This window comes from Hymenobacter miniatus (assembly GCF_016427455.1).
Classification (GTDB): domain Bacteria; phylum Bacteroidota; class Bacteroidia; order Cytophagales; family Hymenobacteraceae; genus Hymenobacter; species Hymenobacter armeniacus.
Genome location: NZ_JAELXR010000002.1, coordinates 322,342 through 337,225, shown reverse-complemented (window position 1 = coordinate 337,225; position 14,884 = coordinate 322,342). Strand labels below are relative to the sequence as shown.

Annotated in this window: 14 protein-coding genes; 9 read left to right on the top strand and 5 right to left on the bottom strand. The window is 61.3% G+C overall.

Annotated elements, in window-relative coordinates; genetic code table 11:
- Positions 1–121: 121 nt before the first annotated feature.
- From JAO73_RS04535 to JAO73_RS04505, 7 genes are all read left to right on the top strand, one after another.
- The gene (locus JAO73_RS04535) at positions 122–634 is read left to right on the top strand and encodes an RNA polymerase sigma factor (RefSeq protein WP_198975966.1); all 513 of its coding nucleotides are present in this window, start codon (positions 122–124) and stop codon (positions 632–634) included.
- Positions 631–1,269, top strand: coding sequence for a hypothetical protein (locus JAO73_RS04530; RefSeq protein ID WP_198975965.1), 639 nt, complete (start codon positions 631–633; stop codon positions 1,267–1,269). The genes JAO73_RS04535 and JAO73_RS04530 overlap by 4 nt, the downstream gene beginning before the upstream one ends.
- 152 nt (positions 1,270–1,421) lie before the next feature.
- The gene (locus tag JAO73_RS04525) at positions 1,422–2,360 is read left to right on the top strand and encodes an ABC transporter ATP-binding protein (RefSeq protein WP_198975964.1); all 939 of its coding nucleotides are present in this window, start codon (positions 1,422–1,424) and stop codon (positions 2,358–2,360) included.
- Positions 2,361–2,384: 24 nt separating this feature from the next.
- A complete protein-coding gene (locus JAO73_RS04520; RefSeq protein ID WP_198975963.1) occupies positions 2,385–3,779 on the top strand; it encodes an ABC transporter permease in 1,395 nt (464 codons plus the stop codon).
- 146 nt (positions 3,780–3,925) lie between these two features.
- Positions 3,926–4,810 carry a ChaN family lipoprotein gene (locus JAO73_RS04515; RefSeq protein ID WP_198975962.1) on the top strand — a complete coding sequence of 295 codons (885 nt, stop codon included), beginning with the start codon at positions 3,926–3,928 and terminating at the stop codon, positions 4,808–4,810.
- A gap of 113 nt (positions 4,811–4,923) precedes the next feature.
- Positions 4,924–5,343 (top strand): GNAT family N-acetyltransferase, encoded by a 420-nt coding sequence (locus JAO73_RS04510; RefSeq protein ID WP_317191197.1) that lies wholly within the window; start codon positions 4,924–4,926, stop codon positions 5,341–5,343.
- Positions 5,344–5,404: 61 nt separating this feature from the next.
- Positions 5,405–5,911, top strand: coding sequence for a cupin domain-containing protein (locus tag JAO73_RS04505; RefSeq protein ID WP_198975960.1), 507 nt, complete (start codon positions 5,405–5,407; stop codon positions 5,909–5,911).
- An 87-nt stretch (positions 5,912–5,998) separates the two neighbouring features.
- Here the strand turns inward: JAO73_RS04505 and JAO73_RS04500 are convergent, their stop codons facing one another.
- From JAO73_RS04500 to JAO73_RS04490, 3 genes are all read right to left on the bottom strand, one after another.
- On the bottom strand, positions 5,999–6,181 hold the full coding sequence (locus JAO73_RS04500; RefSeq protein ID WP_198975959.1) for a hypothetical protein: 183 nt from the start codon (positions 6,179–6,181) through the stop codon (positions 5,999–6,001).
- Positions 6,182–6,222: 41 nt separating this feature from the next.
- The gene (locus JAO73_RS04495) at positions 6,223–8,436 is read right to left on the bottom strand and encodes a penicillin acylase family protein (protein WP_198975958.1); all 2,214 of its coding nucleotides are present in this window, start codon (positions 8,434–8,436) and stop codon (positions 6,223–6,225) included.
- A gap of 158 nt (positions 8,437–8,594) precedes the next feature.
- Positions 8,595–8,942, bottom strand: a complete 348-nt coding sequence (locus tag JAO73_RS04490; RefSeq protein WP_046243208.1) for a HesB/IscA family protein — start codon at positions 8,940–8,942, stop codon at positions 8,595–8,597.
- A gap of 266 nt (positions 8,943–9,208) precedes the next feature.
- On the opposite strand from JAO73_RS04490, the gene JAO73_RS04485 reads away from it, so the two are divergent.
- Positions 9,209–9,745: a DUF7935 family protein gene (locus tag JAO73_RS04485; protein WP_190923096.1), complete on the top strand. Its 537-nt coding sequence runs from the start codon at positions 9,209–9,211 to the stop codon at positions 9,743–9,745.
- A gap of 208 nt (positions 9,746–9,953) precedes the next feature.
- On the opposite strand, the gene bshA is transcribed toward JAO73_RS04485, so the two are convergent.
- Positions 9,954–11,090, bottom strand: coding sequence for an N-acetyl-alpha-D-glucosaminyl L-malate synthase BshA (gene bshA / locus JAO73_RS04480; RefSeq protein ID WP_198975957.1), 1,137 nt, complete (start codon positions 11,088–11,090; stop codon positions 9,954–9,956).
- A gap of 119 nt (positions 11,091–11,209) precedes the next feature.
- Here bshA and JAO73_RS04475 point away from each other — a divergent pair, with 119 nt between their 5' ends.
- Positions 11,210–11,719, top strand: a complete 510-nt coding sequence (locus JAO73_RS04475; protein WP_198975956.1) for a hypothetical protein — start codon at positions 11,210–11,212, stop codon at positions 11,717–11,719.
- Positions 11,720–11,749: 30 nt separating this feature from the next.
- Here the strand turns inward: JAO73_RS04475 and JAO73_RS04470 are convergent, their stop codons facing one another.
- Positions 11,750–14,761 (bottom strand): serine hydrolase domain-containing protein, encoded by a 3,012-nt coding sequence (locus tag JAO73_RS04470; protein ID WP_233168687.1) that lies wholly within the window; start codon positions 14,759–14,761, stop codon positions 11,750–11,752.
- Between the last annotated feature and the right edge of the window lie 123 nt (positions 14,762–14,884).

Here is a 14,884-nt window from a genome sequence, read left to right as displayed (position 1 = left end):
CGGGGCTTTTTGTTTGTCCTTCAGCATGACGAATTAATAGCGGGTCTTGCGGAAATTTTCGCGGCAGTTGTAATGACTTTTGCAGCCATGCGATTCACTTCCCGAAACTCTCCCCCACCGCATGGCCTCCGCCACCCCGTCCGCTGATTTTGTTGCCGCGCTGCACGAGTACCAGCCGCTGCTGCGGCGCGTGGCCCGCCTCTACTGTCAGGACGCCGACGACCGGCAGGACCTCTTCCAAGAGATGGTGCTGCAGCTGTGGCGGGCGTGGCCGCGCTATGTGCCCCAGCCCAACGCCAAGCTCAGCACCTGGCTCTACCGCATTGCGCTGAACGTGGCCATCTCGAACCTGCGCCAGCGCACCCGTCGCCCGGCCCCCACGGAGCTAGACGCCGAGGCCTTGGCCGTGGCCCAGGCCCCGGAAACGGGCTTCGATGCCGACGACCGCGCCCTGCTCTACCAGGCCATCGGCCGGCTGTCGGAAGTCGACAAGGCGTTCATTCTCTTATACCTCGAAGACCGGCCCTATGAGGAAATGGCCGACATTCTGGGCATTACCCAAAACAACGTGCGCGTAAAAATGCACCGCGTGCAGGAAAAACTCCGCGCCCTCTTAGTCCCCGCCGCCCGATGATGGAACTCGATGAACTCCGCCGCCAGTGGCAGCAGCCCGCGGCCGATGCGCCCGCCCCGCTCGATGCCGCCGCGCTCACCCGGTTGCTGGCCCGCCAGTCCGATGGCATACTTGACAAGCTGCGGCGCAGCGCCCGGTTGGAGCTCTACATCAACTTCGGGGTGCTGGTGGGGGCGCTGGTGCTGGCCTGGCTGGGGCCGCAGTTCTGGCTGCGGGTGTTTGGCTGGGTGCTGGCCGCCATTGGGGCTGTTTGCATCGGGTATCTGTATCGCAAGCTGCACCTGCTGCGCCGCCTCGACGACCCCGCCGGCGACCTGCGCGCCCACCTGCTGCGCCTCGACAGCGGCCTGCGGGCCCTCATCCGCTTTTACTACCGCTTCACGCTGGCCATGCTGCCGGTGGGCGGGCTGCTGAATGTGCTGATGGTGGTCTCGACCACCAAAAGCAACAACTGGCTCACCACGTGGCCGGGCCTAGCGCTGCTGGTGGCCTTGCTGGTGCTGGTGCTGCCCGCGCTGCTCTACCTGCCGGTGGCCAGCGTGACGAAACGCTACCTGCAGCGCCTCTACGGCCAGCACCTCGACCGCCTCGAAGCCAACCTGCGCGAGCTGGCCGAGCCGGTGGTGTCGCGCTAAAGTTGCCGGCTCCGGCTCATCCGGCTTATTCTCCGTTCGGGGGCGTTTGGCAGCCGTTTGAGGACCATTGGCTGGGGCGTGAGGACCGGGCTTGATACATTTGCTCAGCGACATTCTTCTACATTTAACCCGCCAACCAACTCTTTTTTTCTGTGAAACCAATTCTGGAAGCCATCGACGTGCGCAAGGCCTACGCCAACCACGTCGCCCTCAGCGGGGTGAGCCTCGCCATCCCGGAGGGCAGCATCTTCGGCCTGCTCGGGCCCAACGGCGCGGGCAAAACCTCGCTCATCCGCATCATCACCCAGATTACGGGCGCCGACGAAGGCGAAATCCGGTTCCGGGGCGAGCGGCTGAACCCGAGCCACATCGCCCAAATCGGCTACCTGCCCGAGGAGCGCGGCCTCTACAAAAAGATGAAAGTGGGCGAGCAGCTGCTCTACCTGGCCCAGCTGCGCGGCCTGAGCCGCTCCGACGCCACGGCGCGCATCAAGCACTGGCTCAATCGGTTTGAGATAAAAGAATGGGCCAGCAAAAACGTGGAAGACCTCAGCAAGGGCATGCAGCAGAAGGTGCAGTTCATTGCCACGGTGCTGCACGAGCCTAGCCTGATTATTCTGGACGAGCCCTTCTCGGGCTTCGACCCCATCAACGCCAACCTGATTAAGGACGAGATTCTGGAGCTGCGCAAGCAGGGCGCCACCATCATTTTTTCCACGCACCGCATGGAATCGGTGGAGGAAATGTGCGACAACATTGCCCTGATAAACCGCTCGCGCAAGGTGCTGGACGGGCCCGTAGGCGTGATTCGCGACCAGTTCAAAACCAACACTTACGAGGTAGAAGGCAAGGGCAAGCTCATCGTGGTGCACCCTGACTTCGAAGTGGTGGAGCAGAAGGAGCGCGAAAACGGCCATTTCTACGCCCGGGTGCAGCTGCACGCCGGCGTGCGGCCCAACGACCTGCTGCGCTACCTCATCGGGGCGGTGGAGGTGGAAGCCTTCCGCGAAAAAATCCCGAGCATCAACGAGATTTTCATCCGGCGCGTGCGCGAAACCATGCCCGAAACGCTGGTCGAAGAAACCGTTTAATCCTCACCGCGAAACACCTTCATCATGGCTTCTAAATTTTTACTCGTTGCCCAACGCGAATACCTTACCCGGGTACGCAAACGGGCCTTTATCATCCTCACGCTGGCCGTGCCGCTGCTGCTGGCGGGCTTCGGCGTGTTCATCGCCAAAATTGCCAGCTCCGACAACGACTCCACCGACGTGGTGGAAGTGCGCGACGACTCCGGCCTGAACGTGGCCAGCCACTTGGTGAGCACGCCGCAGCTGCGCTTCGAAACCGCCACCGGCACGCTGGCCGACGCTAAAAAGGGCTTCCAGAAAGCCAAGCACGACGGCCTAGTGTACTTGCCCGCTGGCCTCGACGTGGAGAAGCCCCAGGGCGTGCAGTTTTTCGGCAAAGGCAACATCAGCCTGAAAAAGCAACTGGCCGTGGAAAATGCCCTCAACAAGGCGTTTTCGGAATTGAAAATGCAGAAGTCGGGCCTCTCGCAAGAACAGCTCGACCGCCTGCGCTCGAAGGTGGACCTGCAGGCCATCAGCCTCGACGAAACCGGCAAGGAAGCCGACAGCAACGCCCTGGCCACGTCGGGCACGGCGTATGCGCTGGCGCTGGCCATTTACCTGTTCATCTTCATCTACGGCGTGCAGATTATGCGCGGCGTGGGGGAGGAGAAGTCGAGCCGCATCATGGAAGTGATGCTGTCGTCGGTGAAGCCGTTTGACCTGATGATGGGTAAGATTGTGGGCATTGCCGCCGTGGGCCTCACGCAGTTCCTGATGTGGGGCCTGTTGTCGTTCGGGGTTAGCTCGGTGCTGCTGCCGATGGTGACGAAGACAGACAAGCCCAAAACGGAAGTGGCGGCCAGCCCTGCTCCCGATGGGCCAGGAGCGGCCGCAACGACTGCCGACGAGCCGCAAAGCGCCGGCGAGCGGTTCGACAAGGGCGTGGACAACTCCACCAAAAACATGGACCCCGGCAAACGGATGAACATTTTCGCCACCCTCGGCAACCTGCCCATCGGCACCATCCTGTTCGGCTTCATCATCTACTTCCTGGGCGGCTACCTGCTGTATGGCGCGTTGTTTGGGGCGGTGGGCGCGGCCGTCGACGACCAGACCGATACCCAGCAGTTCATGTTTCCGATTACCATGCCGCTCATCCTGAGCTACATCGTGGGCGTGTCGGTCATTTTGCGCAACCCCGACGGACCGGTGGCTTTTTGGATGTCGATGATACCGTTTACCTCGCCCATTGCCATGGTCATTCGCCTGCCGTTTGGCGTGCCGATGTGGCAGCTGGCCTTGTCCATTTTCCTGCTCATCCTAGGCTTTATTGGCACGGTGTGGGTGGCGGCCCGCATCTACCGCGTGGGCGTGCTGATGTACGGTAAGAAGGTGACGTATAAAGAGCTGGGCAAGTGGATGTTCTATAAAGGGTAAACAATCAGGCTTGCCTGACGAACTTTGAACGTCATGCTGGGCTTGTCGAAGCATCTCTACCGCAGCAGTAATTGATTACTCTCCGCGGTAGAGATGCTTCGACAAGCCCAGCATGACGTTCTTTTATAATCACACTCTCCCATTCCATGCGATTCCTTCGCCTCACTAGCTTCCTGTTGCTTCTCATTGGCCTCGCCAGCTTCATCGGCGACCGGCCGGCTTACCGCCTTTTCACCGCCACCGGCCAGGCAGCCGACTACGACCAGATGCTGGGCGATTTGGCCCAGGCCGACGTGGTGCTCTTCGGCGAGCAGCACAACGATGCCCTGGCCCACTGGCTGGAACTGCAGGTGGCCAAAGACCTGCTGAAGCTAAAGAAGCCTGGCCAACTGGTGCTGGGTATGGAGATGTTTGAGCGCGACGTGCAGCCGCTGGTGGCGCAATACGCCGTCGGCATGCTGGCCGATACGACCTTCGAGCGCCTGGCCCGCCCGTGGCCCAACTACGGCACCGACTACCGCCCGCTGCTGCAGTTTGCCCGCGGCAAGAAGATTCCTGTTATCGGCACCAATGCCCCGCGGCCCTTTGCCCGGGTAGTGGCCCAGCGCAGCCTCACGGCCCTCGATAACCTGCCCGCTACCGACCGCGCCCTGCTGGCGCCACTGCCGCTGAAGGTGGATTACGACCTGCCCGGCTACAAAAACATGGCGGCCATGTTTGGCGGCGCGGGCAGCGCCCACGGCGGCGGGGCCCAGAACATCATCCAGGCCCAGGCCTTGAAGGATGCCACCATGGCCCATTTCATCGCCGCCAGCCGCCAGTCCGGCCAAACCTTGCTGCACTTCAACGGTAGTTACCACTCCGACCACCACGACGGCATTGTGGCCTACCTGCGCCAATACGCGCCCAAGTTGCGCGTGCGCACCCTGAGCGTGGTGACGCAGGAGCAACTGCAGGCGCTGGAGAAGGAGCAGGTGAACGTAGCCGACTACGTGGTGGTGGTGCCGGCCGACGCCAGCAAGACGTATTAAAGGAAACACCCGGGCCCTTTTCCGGCCCCGCGCAACCTGCTATGCTGCTAAGAGAAGCCCAAATAGATGACATTGCGGCGATGTCCGACGTCCGACTTTCCGTCCGGGAAAACGTGCTCCATACGCCCGGTCGCGTGACGTTTGCTGACTACGTGGAGCACCTCACGCGGCGCGGCAAAGGCTGGGTGGCCGAAGCCGACGGCCGAACCGTGGGCTTTGCCATTGCCGATTTACAGGGCCACAGCATTTGGGCCTTGTTTGTGCACCCCGATTTTGCGGGGCAAGGCATTGGCCGGACGCTGCACGACGCCATGCTGAACTGGTATTTCAGCCAAACGCCCGAAACCGTATGGCTGAGCACCGCGCCGGGCACGCGTGCCGAAGCATTTTACCGGCAGGCCGGGTGGCAGTTTATGGACATGCTGCCAACTGGCGAAGCGAAGTTTGAAATGACAGTGTCGCGTTGGCAACGTCACTCACACGAAAGCAGCCCCGAGCCCAGCGCGCCTGGCGGAGCCGACGGCACCGACTAGCCGCGCGTCATTTGCTAAATTGCAGCCCCAATTTCGGACGAATACTCTCCCTGGTGATTTCATGCCTACTTCTGCACTTCAAAAAGAAGCCCTCTTTCAGCAAATAGCAACGCAGCTCCGGCAGCAGGGCTTCACCATTGCCAAGGAAGACCCCACGCGCCCCTGGGGTGGTTTTTTCGTGATTGACGAGGACCAGGCGCAGCAATTTGCCGATACCTATTTCAACGGCCTGTCGGTTGAAAACCTGCGCATTGCGGGCAAGCTGAGCCCCAAGGTGCTGGTGGTGGCGCCGCAGCAGCGCCTGAGCTGGCAGTACCACCACCGCCGCGCCGAAATCTGGCAGGTGGTGCAGGGCCCCGTGGGCGTGGCCACCAGCGACACCGACGAGCAGGGCGAGGTGAAAACCCATCAGGTCGGCGAGCGCATTGTGCTGAAGCAGGGTGAGCGCCACCGCCTGGTAGGCCTTAAGGATTGGGGTGTGCTGGCCGAAATCTGGCAGCACACCGACGCCGCCAATCCTTCGGACGAGGACGACATCGTGCGCGTGCAGGACGACTTCGGCCGCTAAAACGCGGAGAGAAGAAAAACGAAAAGCCCGGCATTGCCGGGCTTTTTTGTGAACTACCAGTTACGTTTTCCTAGTGGCCACACGTGGCTACTTCTCGCTAGGCTTCGCTTTTTTCAGCGCATCGGCCAGCGACTGCTGGAGCTTGGCGCCCGAGTCGGCCGGAGCCTCTTCGGTGATGTTGTATTGCTTTTGCAGGCGCTCCCATTCTTCGATGGGGATGAAGACGCCGGTTATTTTGCCTTTGTCATCGGAGAGATATTTAATGTCCATGGGCTGAGCGAGTGAAGTGAGAAATAATAGAGTAGAACCGACTACTCGCCTGGACGGTAGGTTTTCTCCGCGTGGGCCTTTACGTCTTCCGGGTAAAAGCGCACTTCTTTGAAGCGGCCGTTGGCGTACAAATCGGACTGGTCGGTGAAATGCGGCGTGCCCGGCCGGCTGCTTTGGCCCCCCGTCACCACGGAGCGCGCCGTGATGCGCGGCCCAAACTCCACCACCGCCACGAAGCTGTTGCCCACGTTGCCGTAGCGCTTTTTGGTGCCGGGGTAGGTGCGCGCCCCAAACGCGGCCAGCGAGCCCCAGGCCGACGACGTGAAGGCCACCGGCAGGCTGGCCTTCACGTCGTCATATGTCTCCTGCACCTTGCCGGTGAGGCGCTGGAAGCGGTTGACGTCGCCCCAGGGCATCTTCCAGGTGCCAAAGTCGCGGGTCAGGTCGTCGAGGGCTTCGGTGAGGGCAGCCACTTTTTCGGCCGGGCTGGTGTCGGCCAGGGCAAACTTGGTGAAGCTGATGTAGTCGAGTTGCGGCTGGGCGGCGGGCACCCGGGCGCGGGCTTTGGCCAGCAGGCGCTCGGCCCAATAGATGGCCACGGTTTGGGCCACCGAGGTTTTGCTGTAGTTGTGGTTCCAGGCGCGCAGCACCTGCACGGCCTCGTCGAGGGCCGGGGCCGCGGCCTTTTCGGCCGAGGTGGGCTGGTAGGCCGTGAGCAGCGGCGGCAGCATGTCGTCGAAGGCGGTGAGGTGCGGGTCGTCGGCGGCGGCAATCAGCGTATCGAGGCTGAAAACGGCCTTGCGGCTGAGCACGCGCACGGCGTTGAGGCCGCGGTAGTTTTCGGCATCGGGCGCCATGTATTTCGGATACTTAGCCGCCACCGGGCTGCTGCCGGGGCCCGACACGGTGTAGGGCGTAGAGTTGCAGTTCTGAATGAAGCCGCTGGCGGGGTTGTGCACCTGCACCAGCTCGTTCACGCCGTGGAAGCCCTTCCACTCGGTGGCGGGGTTGCTGCCGTCCACGGGCTGGCTCCAGTCGAAGTTGGGGTCTCGGCGGGGCATAAAATTGCCGTGCCAGTAGGCAATGCTGCCCTTGCTGTCGGCAAAAACGGTGTTGTTGGACGCGTTGCCGTTCAGCTTCATTACTTCCTGAAAGCCGGCGTAGCCCGTGGCCTTGGTGCGCACGTAGGACTGCTGCAAGGCCGCCAGCGGCTCGTTCATCATGCGCACGGCCACCCATTGCTGGTCGGTTTTCTGGCCCACGATGGGGCCGTGGTGCGTACGGTATACGGTGAACTCCCGGCGCAGCATCCGGTCGCCGTCGCGGTACGGCAACGACACTTTCTCTACCTGCACGGGGCGCAGCTTGCCGCCGTATTTATAAAAAAACGCCCCGTTCTTCTTCTCAATGGCTTCCAGGTATTCGTCCATCGAGTCGGCCTGGCTGGAAGTGTGCATCCAGCCGCAGTGCTCATTAAAGCCCTGGTACACAAAAAACTGGCCCCAGGTCACGGCGCCGTAGGCGTTCAGGCCCTGCTGGCTCACCATCTGCACCTCAGAGCGAAAGTAGAACGAGGTGTGCGGGTTGATAAGCAGCAGGGCGTGCCCGTTGGCCGTTTTGGCGGGCGCAATGGCGAAGCCGTTGGAGCCGGTGGGCTCCCGGTCTTTCTTCTCGAAGTCAGTGTCAATCCACGAGCTGGATTTCTTCTGGCTGTAAAAGGCCTTCAGCCGCTCCGTGCTCACCACGCTGATGTTGCCCCCAATGCTGCCCTCGCTGAACATGAGCGGCATCCAGGGCTGGAAGCGGCGCAGCAGCTTGGGCCGCACGGTGGGGTGGGTGGCAAGGTAATAATTGGTGCCCGCCGCGAAGGCGTCGAGCAGCTTTTTCATGTCGGGCGGGCACTTGCGGTAAATGGCCAGGGCTTGGGTGCTGTCCATGAACAAGCGGGCCCGCAAGTCGTGGTAGAGCGCCGCTTCGCCGTCCACTTCGGCCTGGCGACCAATGGCATCGAGATAGTTAGCCTCTACGCGCTCAAAATCGTCCTCGCACTGCGTATACAGCAGGCCAAACACCGCGTCGGCATCGGTCTTGCCGTAGATATGCGGCACGCCCCAGGTGTCGCGCGTGATGCTCACCTGCTGGGCCTGCTGCTTCCAGCGGGCCAGCTCCGGGGCCGTGAATTTCTGGGCCTGGGCGGCGCCAGCGGCCAGCAACGCCGGCAGTACTAAGGAATAGCGAAAGGAGAAAAAGCGCATGGCACGAAAGTAAACGAAAAAGCCCCGGCTGGTGGGCCGGGGCTTTTTGACTCTGTTGTCATCCTGAGCGCAGCGAAGGACCTTCTCACGTTTGAACGACTTGTTCAGGCTTGATAGGGTCCTTCGCTGCGCTCAGGATGACAGACGATGATAAATGCTTACGCCGAAAACGACGAGCCGCAGCCGCAGGTGCTCTTGGCCTGGGGGTTGTTGAAGACGAAGCCGCGGGCGTTGAGGCCGTCCTGGAAGTCGACTTCCATGCCCAGCACGTACATGGCGTGCTTCTTATCCATGATGAGCTTGAGGCCGTCGAGGTCGTAGGTTTCGTCGGCGTCTTTGGCTTTGTCGAAACCCAGCAGGTAGCTCATGCCCGAGCAGCCGCCGCCCTGCACACCAATGCGCAGGCCGTAGTCGGCCGGGACGTTCTTTTCCTGAATGATGTTTTTCACTTCGACCAAGGCGCGGTCGGTGAGGCTAATGGGGGCGAGGGTGGCAACAGCAGCCATGTGAAAGTCGATTTAGAGAGAGATGGATAGCAAAGATACGGCAGCCGGTCGTGGGTTGTGCGCGGCTGCTTCGGGGGGTAAACAGCAGTTGGGGGCCGGCGGTTCACGGCGTAAGTTTGCGCAATAGCGCCTTGCGGCGCGCGTTTAACCAAACCGGTCATGCCGGGCGCCGCGCAGCATTGCGCGTGGGATAACTAGTTAGCTAAAGCACGCGTGATGCTACGCGGCGCCCGGCATGACGTTCAGTAAATCTGACAACTTAACCAATGGATTCGACCACCTATTTCTACGACCTGCTCAAAATCATTCTGCCCGCGCTAATTGTGGCCGGGGCCATTTATTTCCTGTTCAAAGAGTTTCTGGAAAAAGAGCAGCAGCGCCGCCTCATCGAGCTGCGGCTCGAAAGCAATAAAACCACGCTGCCCCTGCGCCTGCAGGCCTACGAGCGCGCCATCCTGTTTCTGGAGCGCATTTCGCCCAACAATATTCTGGTGCGCCTGAGCAGCGCCGGTTCCACCGCGCCGGAGTTTCACCGCCTGCTGCAGCAGGAAATCCGGGCCGAGTACGAGCACAACCTCTCGCAGCAGCTCTACATCTCGGCCGACGCCTGGACACTGGTGAAGGAAGCCAAAGAAAACGTGCTCACCATGGTAAACCGCGCCTTCCACGGCATCCAGAATCCCGCTCAGGCCCGTGGCACCGAGCTGGCCAAGCGCATTCTGGAAGGCCTGATGATGGACGGCGCCGAGCCCACTGCCCAAGCCATTGCGGTGGTGAAAAACGAAGCGGCGAGCTTGTTTTAGGAATCGGCTGGCGTTGCGAGCGCAGCGAAGCAATCCGTCCTATTCTCAGCGACAGGCCTTTTAATGTGAAAAGCCCCGGCACTACGCAGTGCCGGGGCTTTTTTTGATTGGGTTAGCGCATCTCAAGGCTGGTAGCACAGAGAAGAAGGATTAGCTACGCTGAACTTCGTTTGCCACGGGCTGCGCCCTCGCAATGACCGGTGGGATTCTATACCGCCGCGCTCACGGCCTCAATGGCTCGTTGGTAGCACTCCTCGTATCGTGGCACGATGTTCTCCACGGCAAACTCCTCGGCCCGGGCGCGGGCAGCCGCTTTGAAACGCGGCAGGTTTTCGTCGGCAAGCACGTAGAGGGCGTTTTTGACCATGTCGGGCACGTCGCCGATGTCGCTAATCATGCCCGTCACGCCGTGCACGTTCAGCTCGGGGATGCCGCCGGCGTTGGTGCTCACCACGGGTACTTCGCAGGCCATGGCTTCGAGTGCGGCGAGGCCGAAGCTTTCGTTTTCGGAGGGCATCAGGAACAAGTCGCCCACGCTGAGCACTTCCTCCACGGCTTCGAGCTTGCCCAAGAAGCGCAGGTCGCGGTGTACGTCGAGGTCGCGGGCGAGCTTTTCCATGCGGTTGCGGTCGGGGCCGTCGCCCACGAGGAGCAGTTTGGCCGGAATCTGTTCCCGCACACCCACAAAAATGCGCAGCACGTCTTCCACGCGCTTCACGGTGCGGAAGTTGCTGGTGTGGATGAGCAGCTTCTCGCCCTCCGGCGCGATGGCGGCCCGGAAATGGCTTTTTTCCTGCTTTTTGAAACGATGCAGGTCGATGAAGTTGGGAATGACGGTGATGTCTTTCTCCACGGCGAAATACTCGTAAGTCTCGCGCCGCAGGTCATCCGAAACCGACGTCACGCCGTCGCTCTGGTTGATGCTGAACGTGACCACCGGCTCGAAGCTGGAATCCTTGCCCACTAGCGTGATATCGGTGCCGTGTAGCGTGGTGACGACCGGAATATTGATGCCGCGCGAGCGAAGGATTTGCTTGGCCATGAAGGCCGCCGAGGCGTGCGGAATGGCATAATGCACGTGCAGCACGTCGAGCTTCTCGTTCTGCACAATGTCGACCATCTTGCTGGTCAGGGCCAGCTCGTAGGGCGGAAACTGGAACAGCGGATACGCCGGCACATACACCTCGTGGTAGAAGAGGTTTTCGTTGAAGAAGTCGAGCCGCACCGGCTGGCTGTAGGTGATGAAGTGCACGCGGTGCCCGCGTTGGGCCAGGGCCTTGCCCAGTTCCGTGGCGACCACGCCCGAGCCGCCAAACGTGGGATAACAAACGATGCCGATGTTCATAGAGAAATGCTGTTGCGCTTAGCCAACCGAAAACCGCAAGGTTTGTTGCATTGACGGATAAGCAGGCAAAATGATGCACAGGACGTAGCTTTAGCCCGTCCGCATAAACCGGTCTGCCCATGAAGCCGCCACAAACGAAAGCTGCATTTCTCGGCCTGTTTTTATTGGGAGCGGTTAATGCCCGCGCGCAAAAATGGGTTACGCAGGAAGTTGTCCGGGAGATGGGCTACGAAATGTGTACCCGCTGCAGCATCGAAGGTGATGGGGCGAAAGTGTACGCATTGGGCAACGGGCGAATTACACCTGTTACTCTCGCTTATTTCGATACTGTTGCCACCTATGCACAAGGCCGGGTGGTTGACGTTGCTACCGGCAAGCCAATCCGAGGAGCAGTGGTTCAGGCCCGCTACACTTGCCGGGAAGACTGCGGGCTCAAAACGGCCATCACCAACGACAGAGGTTTCTTTCGGCTCGGCTGGGTTGGATGCAGTGGCCCCGAAGGTGGCCGTTCCAACCGCCCGCTTCTGATACGTGCCGCCAATTACCAAACCGTAAATACCGCAGCTGTTGCCTTCGGTGCCGCTGCCTACCTGCACATAGAACTTGCGCAAAAAAGGAGAAAGCAGTAGAAAGCGCTACTGAGAGGATGGGGTGGGATGCTATTTGCCGCTGTCGGCCACCACTTTCGGTCCCGCCGCCAACGACTTGTATATCACCTCGTGAATGCGCGTGCGGATGTTGTACTGGCGCAGCTTGTTGTTGCCGGCGTCGGGGTACACGCGGTTGGAGAGGAAGACATAGAGGATGTTATTGTCCGGGTCCATCCACACGCAGGTGCCCGTGAAACCGGTGTGGCCAAAGGTGCTGGCCGGCGAGAGGTTGCTGGTAGGGCCTTCGGGCTTGCTGGGGTCGCCGTGGTCCCAGCCCAGGCCGCGGCGGCCACCGTTCTGCGGGCGGGCAAACTCCGTCACCACCGGGTTCTGGAAGTAGCGCACGCCGCCGTAGTTGCCGTTTTGCAGGTTCATCTGCATCAGCACGGCTAGGTCGTTGGCGGTGGCGAAGAGGCCGGCGTGGCCGCCCACGCCGCCTACTAAAGCGGCAGTTTGGTCGTGCACCGTCCCTTGCAGCTGCTCGCGGCGGTAGTAGGTGTCTTTCTCGGTGGGCGCAATGCAGCTTTTGGGGAAGCGCTGCAGTGGGTTGTAGGTCATGCTGCCCAGGCCCAGCGGGCGGTAGAAATTGTCCTGCAGGAAGTTCTCAATGGGCTGCTTCAGAATCTTCTCGCACACCCGCTTCATCACAATAAAGCTGAGGTCGGAATACTCCGTGGGGTACTTTCCTTTCACTTTCGGTAGCAGGCCCGAGCGCATGGTCCAGGCCCACACCGAGTCGTCGGCCGCTTTAGTGCTGTACTCGCCGGGCGCCACCTCGTTAGGAAAGTCATCGGAGCGAATGCTGGCGTAGAACGTAGGCTTGAGCTGGCCGTCGCGCATGGTGCGCTCCCAAGTGGGGATGCCCGGCTTGAGGCCCGCCTGGTGCAGTAGCACATCGCGCACGGTCATGTCGCGCTTGTTGGTGCGCGCCAGCTCAGGCAGGTAAGTGGCTACTTTCTCTTCAATGTTGAGCTTGCCCTGGTCCTTGAGGTACATCACGGCCTGCAGCGTGCCGGCCACTTTCGTCACCGAGGCTAGGTCGTACAAGGTGCTGCTGGTCACGGGCTGAGACTGGTCGTAGGTGCAGTAGCCGTAGCTCTGGTCAAACACCACCGTGCCGTTTTTGGCCACCAGCACCTGGCAGCCGGGGGCGGCGGCGTAGGTCTGGCTCTCCAACGCGATGTTGTCAATCTGAGCCAGTACGCGCGAGCTCAGGCCCTGGCTCTCGGGGGCGGCGTAGCGCAGGCGGTGCAGGTCGGGGGTGGCAATGCCGGTGGTTACGCGCATGGTGGGCGACACCGTGACGGGCAGTTTGCCGCGGGCCGGCAGCGCGCCAAACAGCACCTGCGGCACCACCAGCTGCGCGGCGTAGTGGTCTTCGTAGCCGCACACCAGCGTGCGGGCGTCTTCCAGAAATTTCAGGGAGTAGGCGTTGCCCATGGCCACCACCACGGTCTTGAAGCCCTTATTGGCTTCGAGCTGCTTGATGAACTTCAGTGCCCCGTCGCCGATGCCGTAGCTGTGGCTGGGCGTGTTGTTCATGGCGTGCAGGCTCACCACCACCACGTTGTAGCCCGTGAGCCGGCTGGCAATGCGCGCAAACGTGCTGTCCGGGGCGTAGCGGTCGGGCACGGCGTACACCGGGCCGGGCTGGTATTTATTAAAAATGGTAGCGTACGGCCCTTCGGCCTGCGTGCCGATGGTGATGGCCGCAATGCGCAGCGTGTCGAGCCGTTGGAAGGGGAGGAGCTTGTCGTCGTTCTTGACCACCGTCACGGCGTGCTCGAAAATATTCTGCGCCAGTACTTTGGTGTAGGGTTGGTTTAAGCTGTCGCGCAACGTGGCGAGGCGTGCCGGCTTGTAGCTGGCCAGGCCGGCCCAGTACTTGGCCCGCAAAATCTTCTTGATGCGCAGGTCCAAATCTTCCTGTTTCAGGGCGCCATTGGCCGCTGCCTCCTGAATGCGCTTGAGCGCGGCCGGCACGTCTTCCGAAAACAGCAACACGTCGTTGCCGGCGGCCAAAGCCATGGCATCCAATTCGCCGTCTTTGTAGAGCTTGCTCACGCTCTTCATGTTGAGCGCGTCGGTGAAAACCAGGCCCTTGAAGCCCATTTTGTCCTTGAGCAAGTCCGTCACCAAGGCCCGCGACAGCGTGGTGGTCTTGGCGTTGGTGGTGTCGAAGAGCGGCATGTAGAGGTGGGCCACCATCACGCCCATCACGCCGGCCTCGAACGACTGCTGAAAGGGCACCAAATCAACTTTCTGCAACCGGGCCAGGTCGGTGTTGATGACCGGCAGCGACACGTGCGAGTCGGTGTCGGTGTCGCCGTGGCCGGGAAAGTGCTTGGCCACGGCCATGATGCCGTTTTCCTGCAAGCCCTTGATATACTCAATGCCCAGCGCGCCCACCCGGTTCTGGTCTTCGCCAAACGAGCGGTTGCCGATGACGGGGTTGCCGGGGTTGGAGTTCACGTCAATCACCGGCGCGAAGTCGATGTGCACGCCCAGGGCGCGCATTTTGCGGGCAATGTCGCGGCCCATCTGGTACACCAGTTTGGGGTCGTCCATGGCGCCCAGCGTCATTTGCTTGGCGTAGTGGGCCGAGGAGTCGAGGCGCATGTCGAGGCCCCATTCGGCGTCCATGGCAATGAGCAGCGGCACTTTGGCGGCGGCCTGCAAGCGGTTGGTCATCAGGGCCTGCCGCTTGGGGCCACCCTGCAGGAACATCACTCCGCCGATGTTTTGGTTGCGCACCAAGCGCTCGATGCGCTCCACGTGGCTGCGGTCTTTGTTGGAATAGGCGGCCACCATGAATAGCTGGCCCAGGCGCTGCTCGGGCGTGAGCGAGTTGAACACGCTGTCGACCCAGGCCATTTCCTTGGGCGACGCCGGCAGCGGGTCGGCGGGCAGCTTTTTAACTTCCGAAAACGACAGCAGAAGGCCCGCGGCCAGCAGCAAAGCGGCCAGGCTCAGCTGAAGAGGGATGCGCAGGAGCCCCGTGGAGTTGATGGGTTGGTTCAAGAGGCAATCGGGCCGCGGGGGCCGTACTTTTGTCGTGGGTAACAGCGGAACCCGGTGGCTGGGTTTGGAGGTTCCAAACGAAGCCGGTTGCGGCTTGAAATACCCCCGGCACTGCCGGAAATT